This is a genomic window from Mesorhizobium sp. M1334, assembly GCF_040317995.1.
Lineage (GTDB): Bacteria > Pseudomonadota > Alphaproteobacteria > Rhizobiales > Rhizobiaceae > Mesorhizobium.
In genome coordinates this window covers 94,618-120,528 of sequence record NZ_JAMYLM010000015.1, presented here as the reverse complement: position 1 = coordinate 120,528, position 25,911 = coordinate 94,618, and the positions used below count along the sequence as shown (strand labels likewise).

Here is a 25,911-nt window from a genome sequence, read left to right as displayed (position 1 = left end):
GGGAATCAGGGGGACAAGCCACGAAGCGAGCCTCTATACTCTTTGAGCTGACGCTCAGCCAGCCGGCTAGGGACCTTCTTCCGTCGACGATAGCCTTCGGAACGGATCAGTTTCCGAAACGCTTCGGAGACAGACTGATGGTCTGCTTTGTTGCTCGTTGTCATGTTCGGGAAGTCCGTCCCAATCAGCCGCAACTCGCCCGCAACGAATGGGTTCCATCAGGAGGTTGGAATATTTGGTAGAAATTTCTGAGCGGGAGATCGGATAACTGGCTCGCGCGAAGACCCCCCGTGCCCCCTTCGTTTGCCGCAGCATTAACCTCGCTCTTTGAACTGAAATTCGTGTCTATCTAGCGTCGGCGTTGCACATCGTGAACGTTGGAATGCTTCTGTCCAATGTTTGCTCACGCTGTGATGCCAACGGGCAGGCTCTTGCGGCAGGGTGCCGCAAGGCGAATGAAACGCGGCCCAGTTCAACCCGCGCGACGTCCTTCAAAGCTGGGGGGATCGATCTTCACCAAGCGGTCTGCGGCCTCGACCGCAGTTCGTATCCTGCTGCACAGCGCGAGATTTTCGGCCAGCATTTCTTCAGTGCGTTGAAGCGCGAGCTCGGTCCGGTGGATGCGCTGCCTGGCATTGGCAACTTCCGATGTCAAAAGATCGGCCGCCATCCCGTGGCCGTGGGGTTCCATAGTGTCCATGGGTTTGTAATACATGGGGGGCGATATCGTTCCCTGATATCGTGCGAAGCGGGGAGTCGCAGAAAAGCGCGATGGGCCGAATGACCAATGCGCGCCGTGTCAAAACAGCGCCGGCAACAGGCGAACGGCTTCGGCCGCTCTAGATCCCACGGGCAGAGCCGATCACGGTCCAGAGGGCCATTGATCTGTTCAGGTACGACTACAACGTAAGCGAAGACACACTCAGGCGGCTGGTGATCAAGCACCGTCTTCACAACCAGACAATGCCCGGTGCTCCGTGGAGAATAAGCGCTCCCGGTTTGGCTATGGCGCCCGCCCGCGATGATGACGCGCTTGCGCGGTTGAGGCGGGACGATCGCGAGCATCCGGACTAACCCGGTATTCAAGCGGCTCGGCATCCCGCGACCCTGACCTGTTATCAAAAGTTATGGTCGCGGCGACTGTCTAAAATAGACATTAAGTAGATGTCGCGGCCCGACAGGGCTCCACACAAGAGCGAACCGTTGCTGCCTTGCGCATCGCCCTCTAGGCCGCCGGCGTCGAGTTCATCCCGGAGAACGGCAGCCGCGCCGGCGTGAGGCTCCGCAAACCTTAGGCCGTAGACTCGTTACTGCGCAGCCACACACCTGCTTTTCGCCATCGGACGAAGCGGTTGCAACAGGTGGTGCGCGGGCCATAGCGCTGAGGCAGGTCGCGCCATGGAGCACCGGAGCGCAGCACCCAGAAGATGCCGTTCAGCACGCGCCGATCATCAACACGTGGCACACCTCTTGGCTTGTTGGGTAGACGCTTTATTCCATTGCTGACCATTGTCCAAAAGCGCTGTTAACCAAATTTTCTCACCCGCCAATGCTTATTCGCGCGACTGAAGGGGTGAGGTGATCGATGTGTGATTCAAACATAAGCGCGTTTCCGCTGCATCGGCGGCGGAAGTTGGTCGAAGGGATCGCCCGGGTCCTGGAATCCAAGAACGGGAAGGACGCGAACGCCTTCTGGCGCAACACCGCCAAGGCAATTCTCGTTCAACTGTCCGAATCAGGAATTGCACCCGGGGTCGCCGAACAGGAAGTTGGAACGCTTCTTCATGCTGTCTTGGGCGATATCGCCACCCGCAGTGCTGCGAAACTTGCACAATAGCATCGGCTCACGATGAAGGATTGCCGCATAGAGACGCCCCGGGCTCCACAAGCGTAGCACCACTGCATCCGTCAAACGCAGGTTTCTCACTGCGGATGAAAAGATAGGCGCGTTCGTCGAAATCATGCGCGCGAATGTGCTCTCGGGCGAGATACGGCTCCGCCTCGCCTGTCCGGCAGTCATCGACCAAATCGAGGTAGGCGATGCGGAAACCCGCATTCACGGAAGGCCGACGGACCTTTTCCACGAGCTGAACCCGCAAAACCAATGAGCCGCCGTTGAGTTCCACACTGGCCCTTTATGCGACTATCGAGGCACAAACCATGAACACTGCGGCCGCGTGGTTATTGATTTCCAACCACTTAGTCGGCTTGCATGTTCCGAAATGACCGCATTGGGGCCGAAGGCGGTCCGACCGCTTTCGGGATGACTGACAGATGCAACTGGACGGGGCTTCCCACGACAGAGCGGTTATCCCCAATCCGCGGCGATCGTCTCAGCCTGACGCACAACAAGGTCGACGGCAGCCTTCTGCAGATCCGGGGGATACCCATACCGGGCAAGCAGCTTTCGAACCTCTATACGCATCTTGGCGCGGACGCCTTCTTTCCGCGTCCAGTCAATGGTCGCCGAAGCACGGATCGTCTGGACGAGCAACTGCGCAAGGGTCCGCAGCGTCTCGTGCGCCATCAATTCCTTTGCCGACCCGTTCTCCGCCAATGCCTCGTAGAATGCTATCTCTTCTTCGGAGAGGCCCAGTTCGCGAGCACGCGCGGCGTTGTCTCGGATCTCGTTGGCGAGGTCGATGAGTTCCTCGATAACCTGCACGCTGTCGACGGCGCGGTTATGGTACTTCCGGAGGGTCTCGTCGAGCCTCTCGCTCAATTTAGTCGATTGGACAATGTTGGTCCGGGCGTGCGACCTGATCTCATCAGCGAGCAGTCGCCGAAGGGTTTCGATCGCGAGGTTTTCGTGCTTGCTGCCCCGCACCTCGGCTAGGAATTCCTCGGAGAAGATCGAAAGATCGGGCTGCTCAAGGCCAGCAGACTGGAAGACGTCGAGTATTCCGTCAGCCATAACCGCGCGTGAAAGGAGTTGGCGGATGTCGCGTTCCACCGTGGCGCGGCTGCGTCCCCCGCCAGACGTGTATTTCACCAGGTTCGCCCGCAGGGCCGCGATCAACGCAATCTCATTCCGCTTCGCGGTGACCCGCTCGTCACCGGCGCTGATCGCATAAGCGACCTCGAGCTTCAAAGCGACATCGATGAAGGCGTCGCGTTGCTGCGTTGTCAGTAGGTGCTCCAGGCACTGCTTGAGAAAGGTAAGGCGCTGAGCAGGACTTGCAGCAAAGAAGGAACGCCACGGTGCGCCTTCCAGGAACGCCAAGGCGCTTTCAAGATTTGTAAGCGTCTGCCGAACCGCCTCGTCGGCGTCCATCCGCACCTGGTCGCGATCGCCCTGGGTGTATTTCGAAAGCGCCGCCTTTAATTCGGCTCCGATACCGAGATAGTCAACGACCAAGCCACCTGGCTTATCCCCCCAAACGCGATTGACACGCGCGATGGCCTGCATCAGGCCATGCCCCTGCATCGGCTTATCGACATAGAGCGTATGAAGCGACGGTGCATCGAATCCTGTCAGCCACATATCTCGGACAATGACCAAGTCGAAGCCGGACCCCGGCTTCTTGAAGCGATTGGCGAGAGCTTCCAACCGAGACTTCGTGCGCAGGTGCGGTTGCAGCGAAGCAGGGTCGTCAGAGCGGTTCCCTGTAATGACGACCTTGAGCATACCGATAGTGTCATCGCGCGCTTCGGCAGAAACCCAGTCAGGACGCAACTTGGCAATCTCGTCATAGAGCATCACCGCGACTTTCCGGCTGATCACGACAATCATTCCTTTGCCGCCGGCCATCGCCTCCCTGCGTTTTTCGAAATGCGCGACAACGTCTGCCGCGATTTCTTCCACCCGGTCTGGGGCGCCGACGACCTCATCGAACCTCGCGAGCTTGCCTTTGATCCGCTCGACGGCAGCATCCTCGCCTTCCGCAAGTTCTTCCGCCAGTGTGTCGAGTTGCACCCGATCCTCATCGGACAGATTCAAGTGCAATCTAGCCAGCCGTGCGGTGTAGTGGATTGGAACGATCGCCTTGTCCCTCACCGCTTGAGTCATGTCGTAGGTGTCGATGACGTCGCCGAAGGTTCCGTAAGTGTCGCGATCCCTCTCGTCGATCGGTGTCCCGGTAAACCCGACGGCCGTGGCATTCGGCAGGGCCTGATGGAGATAGTCCGCGAACCCCACAGCTTCCCTTATCTCCCCGTCGCGTTCCACGAATGTCTTCTTGAACCCGTATTGCGTTCGATGGGCCTCGTCGGCGATCACGACGACATTGCTGCGATCCGTGAGCAGCGGGTGTGCGCCATCTGCACCACGGAACCGTTGTATCGTCGTAAATACGAGGCCGCCGATATCAACCGACAGCAGCCTTCGCATTTCCTCCGCTGTTTCGCCTTTGCGGGGTGTGCCGCGGAGCGCCGCACTATGGTCGACAAAGGTGCCAAAGAGCTGGTCATCCAGGTCGTTGCGATCCGTCACCATGACGATCGTCGGGTTTTTAAGCGCCTTGGCCAACTGGAGCTGACGCACGAAGAACAGCATCGTCAGCGACTTGCCAGACCCTTGCGTGTGCCAGACGACACCACCCTTCCGCGAACCACTCTGCGAGGCGGCCACGGTTGAAGCCAATGCCTTCCGGACGGCATGGAATTGATGGTATCCGGCGAGCTTTTTCGACTTGACGGTCCCGTCCTTCACCTCGAACGCCACGAAGTCGACGATGAAATCGAGGAAGCGCTCCGGCGCAAAGATACCACGGATGAGCACCTCGAGTTCCGACCGACCGCTGTCATCCAGATCGGTTCCATCGATGGTTCTCCAGGGCGCGAACCGATCCGGTTCCGCCGTGAGCGACCCGATCCGGGCTTTCATGCCGTCGCTTACGACGAGAACCTGGTTCGCACGAAATAGGTCCGGGCATTTCTCGGCGTAGTTCCTCAGCTGGGTATGCGCCCGTTCCAGCGTAGCATTGATTCTGGCTGGGTTCTTGAACTCGAAGATCGCGACCGGGAGTCCGTTCACGAATGCGGTCAGGTCCGTGCGAACGACGCCACGGTCCCCCTTCACGATGAATTGGTTCGCGACGAGCAGACGGTTGGCCGAAGGGCTATTGCGATCAAGGATTCGCAACCCGACAGTTCGCGTCTCTCCACGGTCGTTGATCTCGACTGGAACGCCGGAAACAAGAAACGGATGGAAAAGCCTGTTGTTCTCGATCAGATCCTGGCTGGGCACGGCCATGATCGTTCGCACTGCCGCATCGACCATAGCTGCCGTCGCCTCAGGATTGAGGCTCGCCAGCGCGCTGCGTAGCTCCGGCTCCAGGATTGCCTGCCGATAATCTGTGCGGGCACCCATGGGGCCGTCGGGCGCGAGATAGTCGCCGGGAACCGACTTCCAACCGATCAGTTCGAACCAGGATAGGGCTGCGAGTTCGACCGCCTCCTCTGCGAGCTCAAGGCGTCGTGATTCCGTCGGCAGGACGTAACTCTCGGTCATGCCGCAATCTCGGCGCCCTGATTGCCTGCGTTCAGGCCTTCTGCCTCCCAATCGAGGCGGGCGGCATCATAGGCTGTTTCGTCCAAGTGGAAGAGAACGTAGCTCGGTTGGAAGCTTGCGCCTGCTATCCCGACCATATCGTATTCGGCATCGAGATGCTCGTTGAACGCAGCATTTGTGCTGTAGGTCGCGGCACCCTCGTCTTGCGGCCCCGGGACCGCTCGGCTCCAGGCGACATCGAACAGGAAGGCGACAAGACTATCGCAAAGGCCGCCGAGCATCAGAGCATGCTGGCGCTGCAGCGTTCCCCAATCGAGTGACCCGCCATGGCGCATGTTGGGTACATTGCTGAGCTTCGCCAGCGCGACAGCGACGTCATCGATTCCCTTGGTAAGCGCCTTGATATGTTCGTTGATATCCGCTGCGTTTGGGTGATCTGTTAGAGAGAAATCCATCGCCTCGATCAGCCCGCGCATTCGGTCCGGGAAGCCGTCTTTCTTGCGAAACTCGATACCCAAGCGTGGCCCTATCGTCGAATGGGCCGCTTCGAAGAGCGTCCTGACGCTCTGCAAGCAGAAGGCCGGCTGGCTCTCGATACTGCGCTCCAAGGCCTCGATGTGAATCCTGAGAGGCTCCGCACGGTCTGGGTGCAGCTCAAGTAAGGCGCGGAGCATCTGGAGCGAGTAGGGCACTGTCAGGTTTCCTCCCTGACGCGCTCGAAGTCGTCGAGCCGGATCCGGTAAAGTGCGCTGAAGATCGCGTTCATAATCCGACGGAACTGAGCGAAGTCGACCCACACCTCTGGCGCGACATTGGCATTGGTGACATCGTCATACCTGAACGCCGTCGAACGCGGATCGACGGTATCGAACTCCACAATGCGATCCCTGAGCCAGTCCAACTGCGACTGCTGATAACAACCTGTCAGCCGCTCGTGGAGGTGGTTTGCGAGGTAACGCAGCCCATGGTTTCGTTTCGATTGGGCCTCATGGAGCGCCTTAAGATTCAGTTCGAGAGCGTGCCGGAAGCAGAACAGGATCGGATCGACGCTCTCCCAGGACTCGTTGTAGCTTCCAGCCTCGTCCAGCAAGCGGAAGGCGGCCGTTTTGTAGGATTGCGCCATGTCATATGTCGTACGGCCCGTCTGGCCGTTCCAGTTGACCAGCATTGCGCCGTATTTGGTCTCAGGTTCGTCTGGCAGATCCGAAAATATGGACCAGGCAAGGTCGACGCCTCTTTCGTTCATGCGGCCACCGCTTTCTCGGCGTCCTTGATCCGCAGCTCGCCGGAAATGAGCTTGGGCAGCAGCGCGTCGCGCAGCTGTGCCAATTTCTGATTCTCTAACAGGACAGCTTGCAGCCGCCGAAATACACTGTCGGTTAATTTATCAAACGCCGCGAGGATATCAGGGCCACCTAAGCTAACCCGGAGGCGGGCCAAATCCTGACGAGTGATATGTCCAAGTCCTGTTGTCTGCTTGTCGCGTGCAATTTCGATCAGTTCGGGCTTGAAGTGCTTCAGCATGGAAAACAGCACAGACAACGGCGCCTGACCATTCGACCTAACGGCGAAGATATGCTGGTTGAGCCAAGCGTCGCCGTTGACCCAGATGAACGCATCGATCGACGTGTCGGGACTGCCCGACCACGAAAAAAGCAGTTCGCCGGCCGCGATCTTGTATCGGTCGCCAAGGTCAGTATTTGTATGCTTGGTGCTGTCCGTAATGCCATTCTTCAACTCTGCGATCTTGATAACAGGCAAGGCGTCAGGTGCATCGGAGAAATGCATGTCCTTGTAGGCCGCACCATTCACCCAATCCGCCTGATCCAACATTGGTTGGAACTGCCATCCCTCTGGCAGGCCGTTGTCGCCGAGGCGATTGGGGAAAAGCCCGGCGGTGTCGGCGGGGAGCCCAGTATCACGACAGCCAGCCTGGACGCAGACCGGATCAAAATCCACAAACCAACTCTTGAACAGCGCCCGCGACATTTCTTCTAGCGTTGCAGCCACGCGCCGGTTCACATCAATTTTGTCGTCGAGAAAACCGAGCATTTCCCCAATTGCCATCTGATCGGCAGGATCAGGTAAGGTTATCCACATTTGGCGCTGATCCCCCAGACTCACATACTCTGCCATGTCGGTTTGACCAGAAACGCCCTTATACTGAGTGTAAAATTCGGCACCGGAAAGCCAGTAGTAAAGATACTTGGGATCGATCAAATTCTTGTCGAGTGAGCGCCAATAGCAAAGCTGGGGCGAGTAGATGAATGGTCGTGTATTCTGCTTCACGAAGGCGAATCGACCAACAGTTCCTTTCGAGGTAAACACCGTGTCGCCAGGGCGGCTGATCTTTTCTTCAGGGACAGGAATTGCAGAGATATCGATGTAGTCAGCGTCGTTAAACGAGATCCCTCCATCGATGTTACCAGCTCTTGCAAATGGTATTCCAGTAAGGCTCATTTCCGAGTTTTTCGCACGGTAGCCATCGCCGATGGCGAGCACCTTTCGCGAAATCAAGTCGCTAACGCGTAGGCGGGATAAGTCACCAGCCATGGCCAACCCCAGCAAGCGCCTTGCGGATGCGTTCGTCGAGCGCCGCGCCCGCGGCCATCTGCTCTCGCAGCGCCTTGGTCAGACGCTGCATTTTGGCGTCGAAGGGTTCATCCTCGACATCGGCTTCCGGCGTGCCGACATAGCGCCCCGGTGTTAGCACGTATCCCTGACCAGCCACCTCCTCGATCGCAGCTGCCTTGGCGAAGCCAGGCACGTCTTTATAGCGGCCACCAACCTCGCGCCAGGCATGATAAGTATCAGCAACCTTGGCGACGTCCTGGCCGGCCAGTTCCTTCAGAGTCCGCGAGACCATTGTGCCTAGTCCGCGCGCATCGATGAAAAGGATCTCCTTCGTGCGATCGCGCAGTTTCTTGTCGCGCGATATGCCGTTGGATTTGTCGCGCGTCAGAAACCAGAGACAGACCGGTATCTGCGTCGTAGAGAATAGCTGCCCAGGGAGCGACACGATGCAGTCGACGAGCCCGGGAAGGAACGTCTTCTTTCCATTCGCTTCCGCGATCTCAACTCCCTCGATCATGGCCCGGCGGATGTCGCCTTCGCCGGATTGCTGGCTCGAGAGCGAACCGTTCGCCAGCACTACCCCTGCATATCCATCGGGGGCAAGATGGTGGATGATGTGCTGAAGCCAGGCGAAGTTGGCGTTCCCGGCAGGCGGGACGCCATACTTCCAGCGGCTGTCACGCTTCAGTTTTTCGCCACCCCAGTCACTGTCGTTGAACGGCGGATTGGCCAGGACGTACTTCGCCATCAGGCCCTTGTGCAAATCCTCATGGAAGGTATCCGCCCATTTTGGACCGAGGTTCGCCTCGATGCCCCGGATGGCGAGGTTCATCTTGGCAAGTCGCCAAGTCGTGGCGTTGGACTCCTGACCGTAGACGGAGATTTCGTTGAGCCGCCCACCGTGCTCTTCCACGAAGCGCTCGGACTGCACGAACATGCCGCCGGAACCACAGCAAGGGTCATAAACGCGGCCCTTGAACGGCTCCAACATCTCGACCAGCAGCTTCACCACGCAGCCGGCGGTGTAGTACTGCCCGCCGCGCTTGCCCTCCATTTTGGCGAACTCGCCGAGAAAGTATTCGTAGACGCGGCCTAGAACGTCTTGCCCCTTGTGGGAGTCGTCAAACTTGATGTCGGAGAACAGCTTCAGCACCTCGCCGAGCTTGGTCTGATCCAGTTCTTGGCGCGCATAATTCTTTGTCAGGACGCCGCGAAGGCTGGAATTCTCGGCTTCGATATCGAGCATAGCTTGATCCAGCAACTCGCCGACTGTCGGCTTGGTGCTGGTCGCGTTTTCTTTGAGAAAATCCCAGCGCGAGCGATCGGGGACGTAAAAGATCCCGTCGGCGAGATAGAGGTCGCGGTCGTCGACAAGATCTCTTTCTTCGGGGTCAATGAGTGCAGCTTTGCGGCGGGCGTCGAATCGGTCCGAGATGTATTTCAGGAATATCAAGCCAAGCGCGACATGCTTGTATTCGCCAGCATCCATGTTGCCCCGCAGTTTATCTGCAGCCGCCCAAAGCGTCGTCTCGATCGGAGGCATCGTTTTCTCGGGCTTTTTGCTCGCGTTCTTGGTTCCGGGTTTACGTCCTCGTGGCACTGCTATTCCTGACTTCTATGTCTGATGAGTTCGATTGGACAGTCAAAGCGCTGTCATTCTGCTGCGGCGGGTTGCATTGGCAGGGAGGTGGGACTTCCAAGCATCGTGGTGAGCTTGCTTCGGAGCCGATCGCGCCTTTTGGCATAGAACGTCTCGAATTCCTGGAGGTCTGCCGCCAGTTCGCCTAACTCGTGTTTTGTTCGGTAGTGAAGCTGCGACGTGGGATCCGGCAAATGCGCGGAAAGCCATGTCATCGGCATAGACGCCCGCTTTTCATTGTTGATGGCGCCTTCGAGAAGCTGAAGGTTGGGCAGCGTGTTCGCGTGACGAGCGACCACATCGACGTCGATTTCATCGAATCCTTGTTTCTGAAGCCGAGCCGGCGTGAACCGGGAAATTGGATAGATATGGTCGACGTGGAATTGATTGCGCAGATCGACAAAGGGAAACAGCAGCGAGAGCAGCGGGAACGTCCGCTTGTCGCCATACTCCATATGGAGGAGATCCTCGATCTCGGCCGGCTCGAAGGTCAACGATTTTCCCCGTTGGCTCATCACTTGGCGCAGCTGTGCCACCGGGAAGGTCGCCGGGTCATTTGCTTGAACAACCTCGCGAAGGGCGGTCAGAAGCGTATCAAGCCCGCTTCCCCAAATACCGGATGCCTTTACGATCGACCTCACCAGCCAGTCTCTGATCGCCGCGCGATCACCAGCGAACTGGCTATGGGTGACGTAGTTCGCAGGAGCGTTCCGCCGGTATAGATAGTAAGCGATCGGCAACAGGGCGCTGTCGGCCCTCAGCGTTTGCCCATTGAGGCCGAAGCTGGAAGCCAGTTCTACGGTCCTGACCAGAGCCGCCCGAATCGCGAACCAATTCGTCTCCAGCGCCAGCATGTTGGTGGTCGTAAAGTTTTCGACCTTGAATCCTACTGAGGCGATATCAGCCAGCATCAAGCCCGCTTTGAGGACGAAGTCCTGACTGAGCGCGAATCCCGACCCAATGTGGTTCAACTCGTCCACGAGCTTGTGGATCTCCGCGCGAGCGTCAACCTGCTTCCACTGGGCAACGGCAATGCTAAGCAACAGGTCTGAATAGGAGAGGATCGTCCCTCCTGAATTGAGCCGGATGAAAATGTTGAGAACCCGCTCGAGGTCCTGGGTTTCTTCCTCGTAGTAGTTGACAAGGTTGTGCGAGTGGACGACCCGATGCAGACGGTCGACTACCTCGTAGGCTCGTTCTAAAGGATCACCCTCGAGTCCCCGCCTTCGTAATCCGGACAGCATTGCCGGGCCGTCTTTCATCCCGAGAATGTCAGGGACTAAAAACCAGTGTGCTCCCTCATCGCGCGCGGCTTGCTGATCGTCCAGGAACTTGAAGCGATAGCGGATCCCGTCCTCGTCAGGCGACGGGGGCGCCAACAAATCAAGGCGCAACGTCCGCACAGGGAACGCATCAGGATTCGTCCACCACTTATTCGGCTGCTTGATAGCCATCGACCCGCGCAGGCCGATATTGAGTGCCGTGAGCCTCTGCTGCCCGTCGAGGACGGCCGTGACGCTCTGATGATGCATCTTGCCCAATTCCGGGCAGTGCGCAGCGTCGCGCTGATGGTAGTTCAGAACGAAATCGTAAAATTTGAACTTCCCGCTGGTCACCGCTTCTACTTTCCAGAATAAGAAAGTGCCGAAAGGATAACCTTGCATCAGACTGTCGAATAGCCGCTCGATCTGCTCCGGTTTCCAGACAAACTCGCGTTGGATTGCAGGCAACACGTAGGCCTTGGTCTGAATGCGGCCGAGTACCTCGGCTATCGTGCCTCCTGGTTTATACAATGGTGCTTCCCCCCGAACCCTATTTGGCGACTACCCTAACGGGTTGAACCCATCCGGCCAATATGGACCCTGAAGATTGTGCGAAACGGGAATGAGTTTCTCCATCCTGCCGGAATGTCCCGGCCTGCGATCCACGCATTGAGCCCGCCGCGGCAGACTGGTAGGCAGTCAATCGAACTCCCATGTTAGGCCATACAGAAATGGACTGGATCGTACATGTCGCTTCGGATGATAAACGACGTGCTCCGCCCCCGCGATATCTCCACCCACTGTACACTCTGTGGACGATCGACAAGCCGACAGCCCCATACTCAGGAACATATCTTCCCGCTCTGGCTCCAACAGAAGCATGGGCTACTGAACGCGAGGGTCACCATCCCCAACTTTACCGACAAGCAGTACCGATCTGTCAAAATCGGGATTTGCGGACGGTGTAACAATAAGACATTCGGCGTGCTGGAAACCCGTCTCGCGCCGGCCTTCACAGCCGCCGATCCGTTCGACGCTGTGAGCAGGCAGGATGCCGATACCTTGGCTGTTTGGCTTGGCAAGATTCATTGGCTGATGGCGCGCAAGAGTCATTCAGCAGTCGATCACAGAACCCGTCACGACAAGACGCCCGAGCGCATTCTGCCCGGAATAGTTCTCGACGGCATGCTCTATGCTGCGATGTTTATGCGTTGCTTCGCCACCAACAAGGGCATGTTTTCCTGTCACCTTGGTGACCCGCCTGTCCCCGAGTTCTTCTACGAGGCGCCGTATTCGCTGTATCGCTTTCGGATCGACGAGCGCGACGGCCGATTCGAATCGTTCGACTTCCTGAACAACGCTGTCGTCGGGGGAGTGGCACTACGCAGCGGGAGCGTCGGTCTTATCTGCTTGTTCGACGGTGGTCTTCACCGACGATATTTGAGCGAACGGTATCGATATCTGCATGGCCGAGCTCTTCATCCCAAGCAGTTCGTCGAACTCTCCGCCCACCTTTTCTACGATCAGACGGTGCTGCACGAGGATGCGCAGAAGGTCACGTACTACTGGAACGAGCCCCTGCGCGCCGTCGTGGCTCAGACAAATACGCCGCGGACATGGAACCCATATTTGCAGGAGTATCACGACCCGGAACGGCACGCTCATATGCTGGGTTTTTACACGCAACAGGATCCCAAAGACATCCTGTCAGAGGACGGGAGGCTCTTTACATCGCTCAAACGCCTCGACGGGACATTCCTGCCCTTCGCCGTTACTGAGGAGGAGCTTGCGATCGCCCGCGGGGATCCAACTCTCCAAGTTCGGCCGCCAGCCGATCCGGCAATCCGTCGGCGGCTCTTTGAAGGTTGAGAAAGCAGTGTCGGCCACTGTCCGCCATCGCCATCTGAGCAGAATTCCTTCAGTAGAAATGTGCGAATAGCAGATTTTCTGCATAAGATCTCGGTTCTCTAGCACAGACAGAGACCGCGCCGTCTAGCAGGCTGTTGAAGAAGTCAGGCTCTTTCGCAAACGAAGCCTGAATCGTCGGCGTTGTGGATGTAGAAGTGGCCGACGAGGCGGCCTGCAGTGCCAAAGACAGCCCAGCCGCGGCCAGAGGCTGGGTCGTTCTCATCGTGCCCCTCCCACGAGAATTCCGCGCATGCTGAGCCATCACGGGTGCCATATCGGACGTCGAGGAAGCCCTTGAGTGCGCCGAAGGCGATCTCGCCATCCGCCGAGCCTTTGAATGTCAGATGCGCTTCCTCGACGAGATCGAGGAAGTCGTTATCCCAAACATCCATCTCGACGATGCGCCAGCGGCCGGCAAAGGCCTTGGCGAAGCCGGGAACCTTGGCCATCAGCCGGTCTCCGCCATGAGCTTTGGCAGTCGCACCAGATTGTAGGCAGCGGCTGTGAAGGTGAAGGCCCATCCGACACGGTCGCGGCCGCGGAACCTCGTCTTGTGCTGGCCGGCCACGACCTTGATCCAACCGAATGCCTCTTCAATGCGCTTGCGAATACGCTGACTGACAGCATAGCCGCTATGCCGGGTGGTGCGCCCGTCGATGGCCGAACTGCGGCCGCTGGTGTTCTGCGCCACATGCGGCGTCACCTTCATCGAGCGCAACTCGTTGACGAAGTCCTCCGCATCGTAGGCCTTGTCGGCACCGAGCGTGATCGCCTGCGGTCGGTCGGCGCGAGGCTCGACCATGTGCAGTGCCGCTACCCGCTCGGCATGCCCGTCGGCCAGTGTCAGGCAAGCATCAACCAGCAGGCCGTGGCGGTTCTCCATCAGCCCATGTCCCATGAAGCAGAGCTTGGCCTCCTTGCCTTTGCCCTTGCGATAGAGCCGGGCATCCGGATCGGTGGTCGAGGCATGTGTGTCGTTCGAGCGCTTGTGGCCATGGAAGTCCGCTTCCGCGTTTCGCCCGCCCCCTTCAGCCGGAGGCTCGCCCGAGCCGTCCTTCGGTTTGACGCTCTTCATCGACGCCCAGGCCTCGATCAGCGTGCCGTCGACCGAGAAGTGATCCGTGGACAGCAGCTTCTTCACCTTGGGCTGCGCCAGCACCGCGCTCAGGAACTTTGCGGCGATGTCGCCCTCCAGCAGCCGGTCGCGGTTTTTGGAGAACACAGAATGATCCCAGGCCGCATCGTCAATGCCAATCCCGACGAACCAGCGGAACAGAAGGTCGTATTCCAGCCGCTCCATCAACAGCCGCTCCGAGCGGATCGAATAGAACGCCTGTAGCAGCATCGCTCGCAGCAGCTTTTCCGGCGGGGTCGACGGCCGCCCCATCGGCGAATACAGCGCCGCGAAGTCCCGCTCCAACGCCGCCAGCGCCTCGTTCACAATCGTCCGAATGCGGCGCAACGGATGATCGCGCCGCACCCGAGCCTCGAGATCAATAACTGAATAGTTCGCCAGACCGGTCGTCCCCGCCGCGCATGCCTCGTTCTCCGAATCTCTCCGGAGACACTGAATCACGCTCACTGCTTCGCTGCGAGCCACTTTTTCAACAGCCTGCTAGGTGATTATTCTCGACGTCTTCCTTGGTCGGGCCCTTTCGCGATCATGCGGTCCGCTCAAAGGTCTGGACGATGCGATTGTGCCATGGAGCCATATGCCCGATCGTTCAATTGAACGATAACCGATAACCGCCGGCCGGCTAGACGCATTCACGAGTCGGCCTGCCAGCGCTGGTAGCGCCCTGCGGGATCGTGGATGCCCGAAAGGCTCGGTTTGGCTCTCAGCGCCCATATCTTCCGTGCCAATGCTTCGAGATCTGCGGCGTCCTCGGGGCGCCATCCACGCCGAATAGCCCAAGACTTGATGTTTGCAGATTGGTCGGAGTGTCCCTTGGTTCGGAGAATACGCAAGATCTCGTTTGCCATCGCCTTGTCACGAGGATGCCCCAGACCGGTCAACAAGTTAATCACGCTGGTTAGCGTTTCGAGGGCGCGCACGAACACAGGGTCGTCTATCAGCGTGGGCGGCGGAGTCTGTTGTGCCTGACCATGCACGATCGCGCCCCAGCGGGCCACCCAGCTGTCCGCCTGTCCGGGGATGTCGGGGACGGCCACTACGCCTGCGATGTTATTCAGACCATCGACGTAATCGAGGATTTTCGGCTCAGCATAGTAGACGACAACTACAGACTTACGCCACGCCAGAAAGGTAGATTTTTGGAGTCTTTCGTGTCCCTGAACATCAAAAATCCGGCCACCGTCGCTCTCGCCGACGAACTCGCGCGCCGCCTTGCTGCCTCAGGCTCGCTCCGAAGGATGGCTACAACAGCTGAGGTGTCGATCACCATCAGTTAGGGATTCCATGCTCGTCATAGCCGATGATCTCCTCGCCGCTGCGACTATCCAGTTCGGGCAATCGTGCCACTCTTTCTCGGATGGCGCGCAATTCTGCCAGCAGACGCTCCTGAGCGGTCTCTCCAAAGCCCAAGCGGTGCAAGCGCTCGCTCAGGGCCTGATGAATGGCTGCTGTCTTACTGATACCCTGGCGAGCACAGCGAGCGCTGTATCCAGACTATCGGCGGCCGACGCTTCGTAGTCAGGCATGATCATCAACTGCGTTATGGCACGGCCCACAAGAGGGCATCGCGATAAAAGTACGCCAAACAACGCCGCCTTTATCAACCAAAGACAGCAATATCCTTGTTATCTTTGGCCTTCCATGCGATTCTTCGGGCATGATCGGAAGGAGATGAGAATGCCTGAAACGGTGCTGGCACCGCTTTCCAATATTGGGACCACTGAAGAGATGATCGTGGCGTTCCGTGATGAGGAGCATTGTCGCCGGCTGCTGGAAAGCATGGTGTGGCCGGATGGGAGAATTTGCCCCGCCTGTGGTTACAAACGCTCGATCGCGATAGCCGGCCGCGATACGGGCAAGCGGCGTGCGCGGCCGGGTCTCTATCAATGCTCCAGTGGCGATTGCCGGTTCCAGTTCACGGTGACGACGCACACGCCTTTGCACTCCACGAAGCTTCCCTTACGTGTTTGGCTGAAGGCCATGTGGCTGATGCTGCAGTCGGATAAAGGGTTGTCCTCGGTGCGCCTGGCCGAGGCTCTTGGGGTGAGCCAGCCCACGGCCTGGCGGATGGGGCACGCGCTGCGTCTCATGGTGGCGCGCCAGCACATGCTCGACGGCACGGTCGAGGTTGACCATTTCCATCTCGGTGGAAGGCCCAGAAAGCATTCAGACGATCCACCTCCCGGACGCGGCCGGAAAGGTCAGGCGAATACCGAGAAAACGCCGGTCATGGCGATGGTGCAGCGACCGAATGACGTCACACCCGGCACTCCGGCCGGCGACGCGCGCGCCGCGGTCGTGACCGGCCTTTCGTTGCGCGCGGCGGAGCGTGCTGTCGAAACGCAGATCGAACCCCATGCCCGTTTGATGAGCGATGAGGCGAAGGCGTTCACGGCCATTGGCGAGAGCTTCGCCTCGCATGAGACCGTGAAGCATTCCAGCCACGAATATGTCCGCGACACTGTCCACGTCAATTCGGTCGAAGGTTTCAATTCCCGCGTCCGGCGGACCATCGCCGGCGTCTTTCACCATATCAGCCCGCAGCATGCCGACCTGTATTTCCATGAGATCGGCTTCCGCTGGTCGCAGCGTGTCATCACAGGAAGCGCCGTTCGGAAAACTCGGCACGGCCGGGAAATCATGCGGACCCTCTGGTCGCGGGTACCGCCGGCGCTGCAACTGTTGAGCGTCTTTCGTGCCGCCACGGGGCGTCAAATGCGCCGAAGCCCAGACGGCGGAATCATCATCAAATCAGCCGTAGCTGTCTTTGGTTGATAAAGGCGAACAACGCTAAGGGAGAACAAACGGTGATCTGATTTCGTTCGACGCTCGTTTTCGAGAGCCGTTCTGGGTCGTTCGCAATCAACTGTGTAGGCCAGCGGAGCGAGCAAGGAGCGCCAGATCCGGACAGGGCTGAGTGGGGTGTTTCTCCGAAAGGTGGGGCCATACCCTAAGGAACACGAGATGTAGTGGACTCGTCGATTCGCGCGGTTTCGATTCGCGCACCCGGGCACAACGCTTGGATAAGTCCCATCAGATGCTCTCCGGTGGCCGTCATCTGTTTAGCTGACATTGGGCCGAGGGCTTCCAGCACGAGCCACATGGCGCGGGTATGGACCGTGACCATGGTGCGCCGCCCCTGCCGCCAGTTCCAGCGGCGGCACGTGACACCGGCATCATCGCACCAGATGACTTCGCCCGGTTCGGGATGCTCGGTTACCACTTCACCTTGCTGGATCGTGTCGAATGGCTCCGCTCCCTTCGCAATTAAAAGTCTCGGGACCCCTGGTAAAGATCGAGATCCTCCCCGCCAATCGGAACGCCATACAACACGCTGACGGCATTGTAGGCATCAACCAGTGGGGATATCCGCGGGAGAGAGCCATCTTTCCGCACCCGCTTGAGAAGCGCGGCGGCCGAGCACGGCGTTCGATTGGCCTTTGTGCCGAAAGCCTCGTAGGCAACGGCCCACGCCCGCAAGATGCGCGTCCCTTTGGGCGTCATCGCGAAGCGCGGCCTGTTCCGCCGCCGCAATCGTGTCGTTCAACGCCTGTGCATCCGGCACGTCGATTTCAGCGTTCCGCACCACAATGCTGATCAGATGAAAATCCGGGTAGCGGGCCTTGATCTCGGGGTCAATCAATGGCGTGAAAGACATGGGAAGCTCTTTTCTCATGGGGAGGCTTTGCGCTGCGGGTCGTTCGGGAAATGTTTGAAGAAAGGTGCTTGTCGAGGCGTTGGTGCGTGGAACATTTTTCAAGGGTTTGCCGATAGGCAGGCGAGATCGCCAACGACATGATCTTCGCCCGATGCCCTACAAACACAATGCCAGCCGCCGTCACCGAGTCGCGAAGATGAAATTCAAGGTGACAAACTGGCCGGAATACGAGGCGGGCCTTCGGCGGCGCGGCAGTCTGACGCTGTGGTTGACAGAAGAAGCCTTGGCCAGGTGGCATGCGCCGCGAAGAACGACCCGCGGCGGCCAGCCCCGCTATTCCGATCTCGCCATCGAGGCGGTCTTGACACTGGGATGCGTCTTCGGGCTTCGTCTGCGCCAGAGCGAGGGATTGGCGACCTCGCTGCTCGATCTGATGGGGCTTGATCTACCGGTTCCCGATCACACGACGCTATGCCGCCGGGCGCAGATATGGGAACCATCGGCCAAGCGGCAGCGGCATCCCGAGGACGGTCCGCTGCATGTGCTGATCGATAGCACCGGATTTGAAAGTCTACGGCGCCGGCCAATGGCTGGAAGACAAGCACGGTGCCAGATCACGCCGGACCTGGCGCAAGCTGCATTTGGTTCTCAATGCCGACAGCGGCGAGATCATCGCCGCAACCCATTCGCTTGCACACAGCCTGCGTTTTGCCAGCTCCTCAACCGCAACGTGCTGTCAATCTTCGTCTTGCCATGTCTTGAACGCCGAACTGTTCACGCCATTGGCGCCGCTTTGTCATCCCGTGCCCCGAAATGAGGCCGTCGTTCGAACGATATGCGCAGTTGCTTATCCGCCAGAAACCGGCGAGCCAGATCGGTGTCGCGCTTACCCACGCGTGACACCCAGTCCGAAAACAGGCGAACCGCGCGCCGATTCATATGCCGCGAAGGACAGACCAGCCAGTATCCCGAAAACTCGATGACCTCGAACTCTATCGAGACCGGAACCAGAGAACCCGACACCAGGTCCTCGAATGCGATGGATGTGCTTTCCAGGACCACACCTGCACCGTCCTTCGCCAGTTGAACCGACATTGACGAACGGTCGAAACGATAGGGATACGTCATGCGGGCGCCCTGGATACCGTTGCACGGCAGCCAATAATCCCACCGGAAATAAGCCTTCACACTGTCGATCAACCGCGCATGGCGAAGCTGCTCGCGCGGATCCGGTGAGATCGCGCGCAGTTCGGCAAGATAGGAAGGCGAGCACATCGGCAGGATCAGATCGTTGACGACGCAATCCGAATAAAGGCCGGCCCAGCCGCCGTCGCCATAACGAAGATCGAGATCGATGACCTCCGTTTCGAAATCCGAGAAATTGGGCGTGGCGTCGACGCGCAAATTCCAGCTCGGATAGCCCTTGCTGAACTCGGCCAACCGCGGCGCCAGCCACTTCTCGCCGAAGGAAGGACTGACGCGCAGGCTAAGCTGGAAGCTTTCGCGCTGCCGCACAATGGCATTACGCACCTCGCGTATGGATTCGAAAGCCTGGGTCGTGGTCTGGAAGAGCCGCTCACCGTCGATCGTGAGCGAGAGATGGCGCTTTTCGCGCTGAAAAAGCCGCACCCCGAGTTGGTGTTCGAGCAGCCGCAGCTGCTGGCTAACCGCCGAAGGTGTCACCTGCAATTCCTGAGCGGCCTTTGCCACGCCGCCGAGCCGCGCGACTGCCTCGAAATGCGTCATCGAATTGAATTGATGTCTCACCTCGTCCTCGTCAGTTAAGCTCAGCTACACAGAATGTTAAGAAACGAAAATTGAGCCGAATGTCAATCGGTCGCACAGTGGTCCCGGAAGGAGATACAGGTGGAGCCGAGTTCAACCCAAAGCTTGGGTAGCGCCGGCAACGTGCCGGGAGTTGGACAGGTATTGACCAGGAAGCCCCTGATCGAAGCTGCCAATATCGAGAAGAGTTATGACGCAACCCGTGTCCTGCGGGGTGTGAGTTTTCAGGTCCGGGCCGACGAAATCCACGCGCTCCTGGGCGGCAACGGCGCCGGCAAAAGCACTCTCATCCGCATCGTCACAGGGCTGACCTCACGCGAAGCCGGCGAGATTGGCTTCGCCTCGTCGAAGGCCGACCACAACAGCCCGATCATCGCGGTGGTGCATCAGGAGTTGGCGCTGTTGCCCGAGCTGTCCGGTCGCGGAAAACATCGGCATTGTGCATGCGAGGTCGGGCTGGTCGCAGATCAGCCGTCGCCGCACGCGCGAAACTGCGCTCGGAGCGCTCCAGCTGATCGACCCAGCGATCGGCGAAGCGATCATCGATAATGCCGGCACGCAAATTGTCCCTCCACGAAGGCCAGATCAGATCGCTCGTGCCCTTTCCACCGGAGCCGTAGTGCTGCTTCTCGATCCCGGCGATGCATCGTCGGCTATGCCGACCTGTCCCAACCCGACGTCGGCGACCTCCTCGACCGCCACATGGAATATCCGAACTTCCGCGGCATGCGGCAGCCTATGAATTATCATCCCGACCCCGCCAAGACCTATCTGGCGCGGCCGGAGGTCAGTCGTACGCCCGAATGGCCGCGCGGCTTCCGGGAGCTGGCGAAGCGCGGGCTGAGCTTCGACCCGCAGCTCTACTATCCGCAGATGAGCGAGTTCCTCGAACTGGCGCGCGACTTTCCCGACGTGCAGATCATTCTCAATCACACCGGCATGCAGGTCGACGGCGCCGAGCATTTTGGCGCCTGGAAAAAAGGCATGCACCAGTTAGCGCAAGCGCCGAACGTCGCCTGGATCTCGGGCCTCGGCATGGGCGACTGGACTTGGACCACGTTCTCGATCCGTCATTATGTCGAGGAGGCGATCGCAGCCTTCGGCGTCGGCCGCTCGATGTTCGCGACGAACTTCCCCGTCGACAAGCTGTTCTCGAGCTTCGACGCCATTTTGAACGCCTTCAAGGAAATTACGATCGCCCACCCGCACGAGGAGCGGCTCGCGCTGTTCCATGACAACGCCGCCCGGTTCTACCGACTTTAGATCACCGGCAAACAGAAATAGCAGGAGAGTTCGAGTTGTTGCTGAAGGGCAAGGCCGTGGTGATTTCGGGGGCCGCGGGCCCCCGGGGGATTGGCCGCGCCACGGCAGCGCTGATGGTACAGCACGGGGCTCGCGTTGCAATACTCGACCTCGATGACGGGCAAGCGCGTGACGCCGCTGCGTCGCTTGGACCCGACCATATCGGCCTTGCGTGCAACGTCGCGGACCTCGACGCCTGCAAGAGGGCGGCGGCGCAAGTGACAGAAACCTTGGGCAGGATCGATGTGCTCTGCAACAATGCGGGCGTCACGCAGCCGGTCAAGACGCTGGAGATCAGCGCGGCTGACTGGGACCGCATCCTCGATGTCAACCTACGCGGCGTGCTCCATCTCAGCCAGGCATTCATCCCGAACATGCGCGAAAATGGCGGCGGCTCGATCATCTGCATGTCGTCAGTTTCGGCCCAGCGCGGCGGCGGCATCTTCGGTGGCCCACACTATTCGGCTGCCAAGGCGGGTGTTCTGGGGCTTGCCAAGGCCATGGCGCGCGAATTCGGTCCCGAAGGCATCCGCGTCAACTGCATCACACCGGGCCTGATCCAGACCGACATCACCGGCGGCAAACTGACCAACGCCATGCGCGCCGACATCATCAAGGGAATCCCGCTCAGCCGGCTGGGCGAGGCGCGCGACGTAGCCGGCGCCTATCTCTTCCTGGCTTCCGATCTGGCCAGCTACATCACCGGCGCCGTGATCGATGTCAACGGTGGGATGCTAATCCATGGCTGAGTGGACAACGGAGCTTGAGATGCCTCGCGCTGGCAGCAATGTCAGCCTGGCCGAACGAGCCTATCGTATCCGCCGACACGCCGTGCGGATGGGTCAAGTCCAGGGCCAAGGTTATGTCGGACAGGCGCTGGGTGTCGCCGACGTGCTTGCCGTCGCCTATTTCCATGCGCTTCGTTACCGGCCGGAGGACACGTTGTGGGAGGGACGCGACCGCTTCCTGCTGTCGATCGGACACTATGCGATCGCGCTCTACGCGGCTCTGATCGAAGCGGGCGTGCTGCCGGAGGAAGAGCTCGAAACCTATGGCAGCGATGAAAGCCGTATGCCGATGTCGGGCATGGCGCCATACACGCCCGGCATGGAGATCACCGGCGGCTCGCTCGGTCACGGCCTTGGCATTGCCGTTGGCATGTGCATGGGGCTGACGCGCAAGCGAAGCGACAGTTTCGTCTACAATCTTTTGTCCGACGGCGAGCTCGGTGAGGGCTCGACCTGGGAAGCCGCGATGTCGGCCGCCCACCACAAGCTCGACAATCTCATTGCCATTGTCGACTTCAACAATCAGCAGGCCGATGGTCCGTCGACGGCCATGCTCTCCTCCGAACCGGTGACCGACAAGTTCGAGGCGTTCGGCTGGCATGCGCAGCGCGTCGACGGCAACGACATCGAGGCGGTCCGCAAGGCCTTCGACATGGCGCGCGGCCTGAAGGAACCTCGTCCGCGTGTGATCGTTTGCGATACGCGCATGGCCAAGGGTGTGCCATTCCTGGAAACCCGCGACATCACGCATTTCATCCGCGTCGAACCGCACGAATGGACGTTAGCGCTCGAAGCTTTGGAAAAGGGACGTCCGCGTTGAGGTTGTCAAAGTTCGCGCCGCGCCACGCCGCCAATGCCGGTGAGCGCAAGACCACATCGGCGATGATCGCGTCGATCGCGCCCGATGGCGTACCGACACGCAATGCGCCGTTCGGGCACACACTGGCCAGACTGGCGCACCAGCGGCCCGGGATAGTTGGCCTGACGGCGGACCTCGCGAAATACACCGATCTCCATGTTTTCGCACAGGAGCATCCGGACCGCTTCTATCAGATGGGCATGGCGGAGCAGGTGCTGATGAGCGCCGCCGCCGGCTTGGCGCGGGAGGGTTTTACGCCTTTCGCCACCACCTACGCCGTCTTCGCATCGCGACGTGCCTACGATTTCATCTGCATGGCGATCGCCGAGGAGAAACTCAATGTGAAGATCGTCTGCGCCTTACCGGGGCTGACGACCGGCTACGGCCCCAGCCACCAGGCGACGGAGGACATCGCGATCTTCCGCGGGATGCCGAACCTGACGATCATCGACCCTTGCGACGCGCTCGACATCGAACAGGCCACGGAGGCGATCGCGGACTACAACGGGCCGGTCTACATGCGGCTTTCGCGCGGTAAGGTTCCTGTCGTGCTCGACGAAGACGACTATACATTTGAAATCGGCAAGGCGCGAATGCTGCGCGAGGGCGCGGACGTATTGTTCATTTCCAGCGGCCTGATGACCATGCGCGCGCTGGAGGCCGCGAAGGCGCTTGAAGCCGACAGGATCGGCTGCGCCGTTCTGCACGTTCCGACGATCAAACCTCTGGATACGGAGGCGATACTCGCTGCCGCGCGCCGTTCGGGACGGCTGGTGGTGGCGGCGGAGAACCACACCATCATTGGTGGCCTTGGCGAAGGCGTTGCCGCGCTGCTGATGCGCGAGAGAGTGACCCCAGTCTTTCGCCAGATCGCCCTGCCCGACGAGTTCCTCGACGCTGGCGCGCTGCCGACGCTTCACGATCGCTACGGGATCTCAACTTCCGAGCTCGTGCGCCGCGTCCGCATTTGGAGCGAATGAGAAGTAAGAGCTCTCCCCACACAACAGTTGAGTCATCGACCTTGACCTTGCCCCTCTTATCTAATCCGGTTTGAAGTTCGTTCTGGCCCATCGAGAGGACCAGGACATGAAACGTAGCCGCTTCTCTGAAGAGCAGATCATCGGAATTTTGAAGGAACATGAGGCCGGGGTATTGGTTGCCGATCTGTGCCGCAAGCACGGGGTCAGCGACGCCTCGATTTACAACTGGAAGGCCCGCTTCGGCGGGATGGATGTCTGCGAGGCTCGGCGACTGAAGGCTCTGGAGGACGAGAACACGCGGCTGAAGCAGCTTCTGGCCGACGCCATGCTCGACAATGCCGCGTTGAAGGATCTTGTGGGAAAGAAATGGTGACGCCCGCGGCCAAGCGGAAACCTTTCCAGCGACCAGATCGATCAACTTCAACGCCGACTGCAACGGACCAGGCGATCAAGGAAAGGTGCATCATGAAGCATTCGCGGAGCCGACAATAGCCGACGCCATTCTCGACCGGATCATCCACAACGCCCATCGCATCACCCTCGAAGGCGACAGCATGAGAAAGCAAAAAACACCGCCGCCCTTGACCGGCGCCGAAAACGGCGAAATCAATCGCAAATGACTTCAACCAGGCAACCGAGCGCCGACCCCATCCTGCTGTCCGCGAATTAGTGAAACTGCTGTCCGCGATTTAGCGGAACGACTGTCCCGTTTTTGCGAAATACGCACGTCCGACGCAGCTTGCGTTGACAGAGGCGGTTTCACGCGCAGTTGCAATAGCACTTCCGCCGGCCTATTTTTGTGGAGTTCAATTGTGGTTCGGCCAAGGGCGCTTTGGGCGCCGGACCGGCCCCGTGTAAACCTCATTAAAGAGAGACGAACCCTGCCATGGAAGAATTCTTATCGCGCATCGCCACTGGTGCCGGCATCGGCCCGGCTCTCGCAGAGAAGGCCGTTGGGTTAATGCTGGGTTTCCTGCAACGCCACGCGGCCGACGGTCCCGTTGCGCGCATGATCGCGGCCATTCCCGGAGCTTCGGAATTAGTGGCGAAGTATCATGGCAACGACCCAGAGGGCGGAGGCGGCCTCATGGGGCTCGGCCAGCAATTGATGAGTGATGGTCTCAGCATTCTAAAGATCGCCGCCATCGCCAACGAGACGATCGCCTTCGCCAAGGAACATGCCGGCGACGAACTCGTGGACGAGGTCCTCAATTCCGTTCCTGGCCTTCCCCAGTTCGTCTGATCAGCGGCAGCCGGGGGCGCATGACCTCGTGCGCCCGTGCCGGCCCGTCTGCGCAGGTAGGCATTCTCCGCCGAGCGCTCCGTACCGATCTCGCCAGACCACCAACCGCCGGGCACGCGAAGCGAGCGTTGGAGTACTTCATTCGTCTGTCCCAAAATCGACCGCAGGCGAACCGATGTGTATAACTTCCGGCGGTAAGGGTTTATCGTGAACGCTTTCGATGAAGCCCGCGAGATAAGCAAACGTATTGTATTTCTCAAGAACCAACCGCTTCGCCTCTTGTATTGCGCCGCGACGCTCCTTCCAGAGGTCCGAGTCGATGATTTCTTGAATTTTTTGGATTACGTTCTTGTCCTCTGGGTCAATCAGAACCATTGAGTCGGAAGGGAAGAACCTCGTGATTGCCGGGCTGCCGTAATAGATCGGCATTGTTTCAGCAACGAAGCAGTCCATAAGCTTCTCTGTAAAATAGTAATCAGCACGAGTATTCTCGAAAGCTATACTGTAACGGTACGGTGCGAGTGCGTCCCATTTATCTCCAATCAGCCGAAAACCTCGGCCGAACAGGTCAAAGTCGAGCTCCTCTCTCAGCCGTTCCAGAAACGCCAGCCGATATCGATGCCCTTTAAGCAGGGCGATGTTACTGGTAATCCATGAGAGCCGAAGCGGCTTGTCCACGACTTCGCTGACCAGAAGTTGGTCATATGTCTTTGTTACAGACCAAGACCGAGTGATAGGTGGAGACAAAACGAATCGGCGCTCTGCATTCTGCCGAGCAGCCAGCTCTGCGTCAGACGTCAGGACGATGGTATTTTTCCCCTGCCCTTCATGAAATGCGCGATGAGCTTTCGTCGGCGGTTCGCCGATTGCAAAAATTGTCCTGTTTGGACTCGCCTCGATATCAACAGGGAGCCCAAAAATAGAAGCAGAGTTAAAGACAATATGCCAATCGGGCGCGAAGGATGTCCTGCGTACAAAAGCGACATTGTTCCAGATTCCACTGCCCTTTGGAGTGAGATGGTGGATTGCATCATCCAAAACGCCCCAAGAATCCAGACATGTAGCAACAATGGGCGCCGGACGTTCCGTCAACAATTTGGTCGACAAAGCAGTTCCACCCCATTCACTTCCGTTGGACCGGGAGCAACTCGTGCATCGGGCGCAAGACCTCTCTGCACCTGAAATAGCTCGCGATCCTGATCGGTATCAAACACACGATTCTGTGCGACTTCGCGATTCTGTGCGACTTCGCGCCATTCGACAACTCATCTCTAAGACCGCGGGAATCCCTTCACTCGTGAAGGTACTCAATCGCCATTTCGGATT

General features: G+C 59.1%; 23 protein-coding genes and 6 pseudogenes. 12 read left to right on the top strand and 17 right to left on the bottom strand.

Annotation, left to right across the window (positions count from 1 at the left end; all coding sequences use genetic code 11):
* Positions 1–472: 472 nt before the first annotated feature.
* Together NKH17_RS23180 and NKH17_RS23175 are read right to left on the bottom strand one after the other, a co-directional pair.
* The gene (locus NKH17_RS23180) at positions 473–715 is read right to left on the bottom strand and encodes a hypothetical protein (RefSeq protein ID WP_352854331.1); all 243 of its coding nucleotides are present in this window, start codon (positions 713–715) and stop codon (positions 473–475) included.
* Positions 716–1,312: 597 nt separating this feature from the next.
* A pseudogene (locus tag NKH17_RS23175) lies at positions 1,313–1,510 on the bottom strand (transposase); the annotation flags it as partial.
* Between the two features lie 75 nt (positions 1,511–1,585).
* Here NKH17_RS23175 and NKH17_RS23170 point away from each other — a divergent pair.
* The gene (locus tag NKH17_RS23170) at positions 1,586–1,837 is read left to right on the top strand and encodes a DUF6074 family protein (protein ID WP_352457909.1); all 252 of its coding nucleotides are present in this window, start codon (positions 1,586–1,588) and stop codon (positions 1,835–1,837) included.
* Positions 1,838–1,844: 7 nt separating this feature from the next.
* Here NKH17_RS23170 and NKH17_RS23165 read toward each other — a convergent pair whose 3' ends face one another.
* The 7 genes from NKH17_RS23165 to NKH17_RS23135 all read right to left on the bottom strand — a co-directional run bounded on the left by NKH17_RS23165 (position 1,845) and on the right by NKH17_RS23135 (position 11,458).
* Positions 1,845–2,126, bottom strand: a complete 282-nt coding sequence (locus tag NKH17_RS23165) for a hypothetical protein (protein WP_352457908.1) — start codon at positions 2,124–2,126, stop codon at positions 1,845–1,847.
* A 182-nt stretch (positions 2,127–2,308) separates the two neighbouring features.
* Positions 2,309–5,452 (bottom strand): type I restriction endonuclease subunit R, encoded by a 3,144-nt coding sequence (locus NKH17_RS23160; RefSeq protein WP_352972382.1) that lies wholly within the window; start codon positions 5,450–5,452, stop codon positions 2,309–2,311.
* Positions 5,449–6,144 (bottom strand): abortive infection family protein, encoded by a 696-nt coding sequence (locus NKH17_RS23155; RefSeq protein ID WP_352972380.1) that lies wholly within the window; start codon positions 6,142–6,144, stop codon positions 5,449–5,451. Before NKH17_RS23155 ends, NKH17_RS23160 begins: the two co-directional genes overlap by 4 nt.
* 2 nt (positions 6,145–6,146) lie before the next feature.
* Positions 6,147–6,698, bottom strand: coding sequence for a hypothetical protein (locus NKH17_RS23150; RefSeq protein ID WP_352972377.1), 552 nt, complete (start codon positions 6,696–6,698; stop codon positions 6,147–6,149).
* Complete coding sequence (locus NKH17_RS23145; RefSeq protein ID WP_352972375.1) at positions 6,695–8,005, bottom strand: restriction endonuclease subunit S; 1,311 nt, start codon at positions 8,003–8,005, stop codon at positions 6,695–6,697. The genes NKH17_RS23150 and NKH17_RS23145 overlap by 4 nt, the downstream gene beginning before the upstream one ends.
* On the bottom strand, positions 7,995–9,569 hold the full coding sequence (locus NKH17_RS23140; protein ID WP_352972373.1) for a type I restriction-modification system subunit M: 1,575 nt from the start codon (positions 9,567–9,569) through the stop codon (positions 7,995–7,997). Before NKH17_RS23140 ends, NKH17_RS23145 begins: the two co-directional genes overlap by 11 nt.
* A 110-nt stretch (positions 9,570–9,679) precedes the next feature.
* Entirely contained in the window at positions 9,680–11,458 is a 1,779-nt protein-coding gene (locus NKH17_RS23135) for a DUF262 domain-containing protein (RefSeq protein ID WP_352972371.1), read from the bottom strand.
* Between the two features lie 453 nt (positions 11,459–11,911).
* Between NKH17_RS23135 and NKH17_RS23130 the strand changes: the two genes are divergently transcribed.
* A complete protein-coding gene (locus NKH17_RS23130; RefSeq protein ID WP_352972369.1) occupies positions 11,912–12,796 on the top strand; it encodes a hypothetical protein in 885 nt (294 codons plus the stop codon).
* Between the two features lie 143 nt (positions 12,797–12,939).
* Here NKH17_RS23130 and NKH17_RS23125 read toward each other — a convergent pair whose 3' ends face one another.
* The 4 genes and pseudogenes from NKH17_RS23125 to NKH17_RS23110 form a co-directional block, all read right to left on the bottom strand.
* Positions 12,940–13,284, bottom strand: a complete 345-nt coding sequence (locus NKH17_RS23125; protein WP_352816399.1) for a hypothetical protein — start codon at positions 13,282–13,284, stop codon at positions 12,940–12,942.
* Positions 13,284–14,373 (bottom strand): annotated as a pseudogene (locus NKH17_RS23120) (IS5 family transposase). Before NKH17_RS23120 ends, NKH17_RS23125 begins: the two are co-directional and overlap by 1 nt.
* A gap of 229 nt (positions 14,374–14,602) precedes the next feature.
* Positions 14,603–15,007 (bottom strand): DUF1889 family protein, encoded by a 405-nt coding sequence (locus NKH17_RS23115; RefSeq protein WP_352972367.1) that lies wholly within the window; start codon positions 15,005–15,007, stop codon positions 14,603–14,605.
* A gap of 232 nt (positions 15,008–15,239) precedes the next feature.
* Positions 15,240–15,431, bottom strand: coding sequence for a type II toxin-antitoxin system VapB family antitoxin (locus NKH17_RS23110; RefSeq protein WP_352972416.1), 192 nt, complete (start codon positions 15,429–15,431; stop codon positions 15,240–15,242).
* 216 nt (positions 15,432–15,647) lie between these two features.
* On the opposite strand from NKH17_RS23110, the gene NKH17_RS23105 reads away from it, so the two are divergent.
* Complete coding sequence (locus tag NKH17_RS23105; RefSeq protein WP_352972364.1) at positions 15,648–16,745, top strand: IS1595 family transposase; 1,098 nt, start codon at positions 15,648–15,650, stop codon at positions 16,743–16,745.
* A gap of 175 nt (positions 16,746–16,920) precedes the next feature.
* Here the strand turns inward: NKH17_RS23105 and NKH17_RS23100 are convergent, their stop codons facing one another.
* Positions 16,921–17,193: a hypothetical protein gene (locus tag NKH17_RS23100; protein WP_352972361.1), complete on the bottom strand. Its 273-nt coding sequence runs from the start codon at positions 17,191–17,193 to the stop codon at positions 16,921–16,923.
* A 44-nt stretch (positions 17,194–17,237) separates the two neighbouring features.
* Entirely contained in the window at positions 17,238–17,474 is a 237-nt protein-coding gene (locus tag NKH17_RS23095; protein WP_352972358.1) for a phenylalanine--tRNA ligase beta subunit-related protein, read from the bottom strand.
* Positions 17,475–17,779: 305 nt separating this feature from the next.
* Here NKH17_RS23095 and NKH17_RS23090 point away from each other — a divergent pair.
* Positions 17,780–18,311, top strand: a pseudogene (locus NKH17_RS23090) (IS5 family transposase); the annotation flags it as partial.
* Positions 18,312–18,402: 91 nt separating this feature from the next.
* On the opposite strand, the gene NKH17_RS23085 reads toward NKH17_RS23090, so the two are convergent.
* Positions 18,403–19,395: a LysR substrate-binding domain-containing protein gene (locus NKH17_RS23085; protein ID WP_352972356.1), complete on the bottom strand. Its 993-nt coding sequence runs from the start codon at positions 19,393–19,395 to the stop codon at positions 18,403–18,405.
* A 99-nt stretch (positions 19,396–19,494) separates the two neighbouring features.
* Between NKH17_RS23085 and NKH17_RS23080 the strand changes: the two genes are divergently transcribed.
* From NKH17_RS23080 to NKH17_RS23045, 8 genes and pseudogenes are all read left to right on the top strand, one after another.
* The gene (locus tag NKH17_RS23080; protein ID WP_352457358.1) at positions 19,495–19,962 is read left to right on the top strand and encodes an ATP-binding cassette domain-containing protein; all 468 of its coding nucleotides are present in this window, start codon (positions 19,495–19,497) and stop codon (positions 19,960–19,962) included.
* A 96-nt stretch (positions 19,963–20,058) separates the two neighbouring features.
* Positions 20,059–20,676, top strand: a pseudogene (locus NKH17_RS23075) (amidohydrolase family protein); the annotation flags it as partial.
* Positions 20,677–20,711: 35 nt separating this feature from the next.
* Positions 20,712–21,464 (top strand): SDR family NAD(P)-dependent oxidoreductase, encoded by a 753-nt coding sequence (locus NKH17_RS23070; protein ID WP_352972353.1) that lies wholly within the window; start codon positions 20,712–20,714, stop codon positions 21,462–21,464.
* 19 nt (positions 21,465–21,483) lie between these two features.
* A complete protein-coding gene (locus NKH17_RS23065; RefSeq protein WP_352453734.1) occupies positions 21,484–22,323 on the top strand; it encodes a transketolase in 840 nt (279 codons plus the stop codon).
* Positions 22,320–23,342 (top strand): transketolase family protein, encoded by a 1,023-nt coding sequence (locus NKH17_RS23060; RefSeq protein ID WP_502895560.1) that lies wholly within the window; start codon positions 22,320–22,322, stop codon positions 23,340–23,342. The genes NKH17_RS23065 and NKH17_RS23060 overlap by 4 nt, the downstream gene beginning before the upstream one ends.
* 106 nt (positions 23,343–23,448) lie before the next feature.
* A pseudogene (locus NKH17_RS23055) lies at positions 23,449–23,735 on the top strand (transposase); the annotation flags it as partial.
* A gap of 71 nt (positions 23,736–23,806) precedes the next feature.
* Positions 23,807–23,962: pseudogene (locus NKH17_RS23050) on the top strand (ATP-binding protein); the annotation flags it as partial.
* 266 nt (positions 23,963–24,228) lie between these two features.
* Positions 24,229–24,585, top strand: a complete 357-nt coding sequence (locus tag NKH17_RS23045; protein WP_352457361.1) for a hypothetical protein — start codon at positions 24,229–24,231, stop codon at positions 24,583–24,585.
* Positions 24,586–24,723: 138 nt separating this feature from the next.
* Here the strand turns inward: NKH17_RS23045 and NKH17_RS23040 are convergent, their stop codons facing one another.
* Positions 24,724–25,692, bottom strand: a complete 969-nt coding sequence (locus NKH17_RS23040; RefSeq protein ID WP_352453731.1) for a glycosyltransferase family 10 domain-containing protein — start codon at positions 25,690–25,692, stop codon at positions 24,724–24,726.
* Between the last annotated feature and the right edge of the window lie 219 nt (positions 25,693–25,911).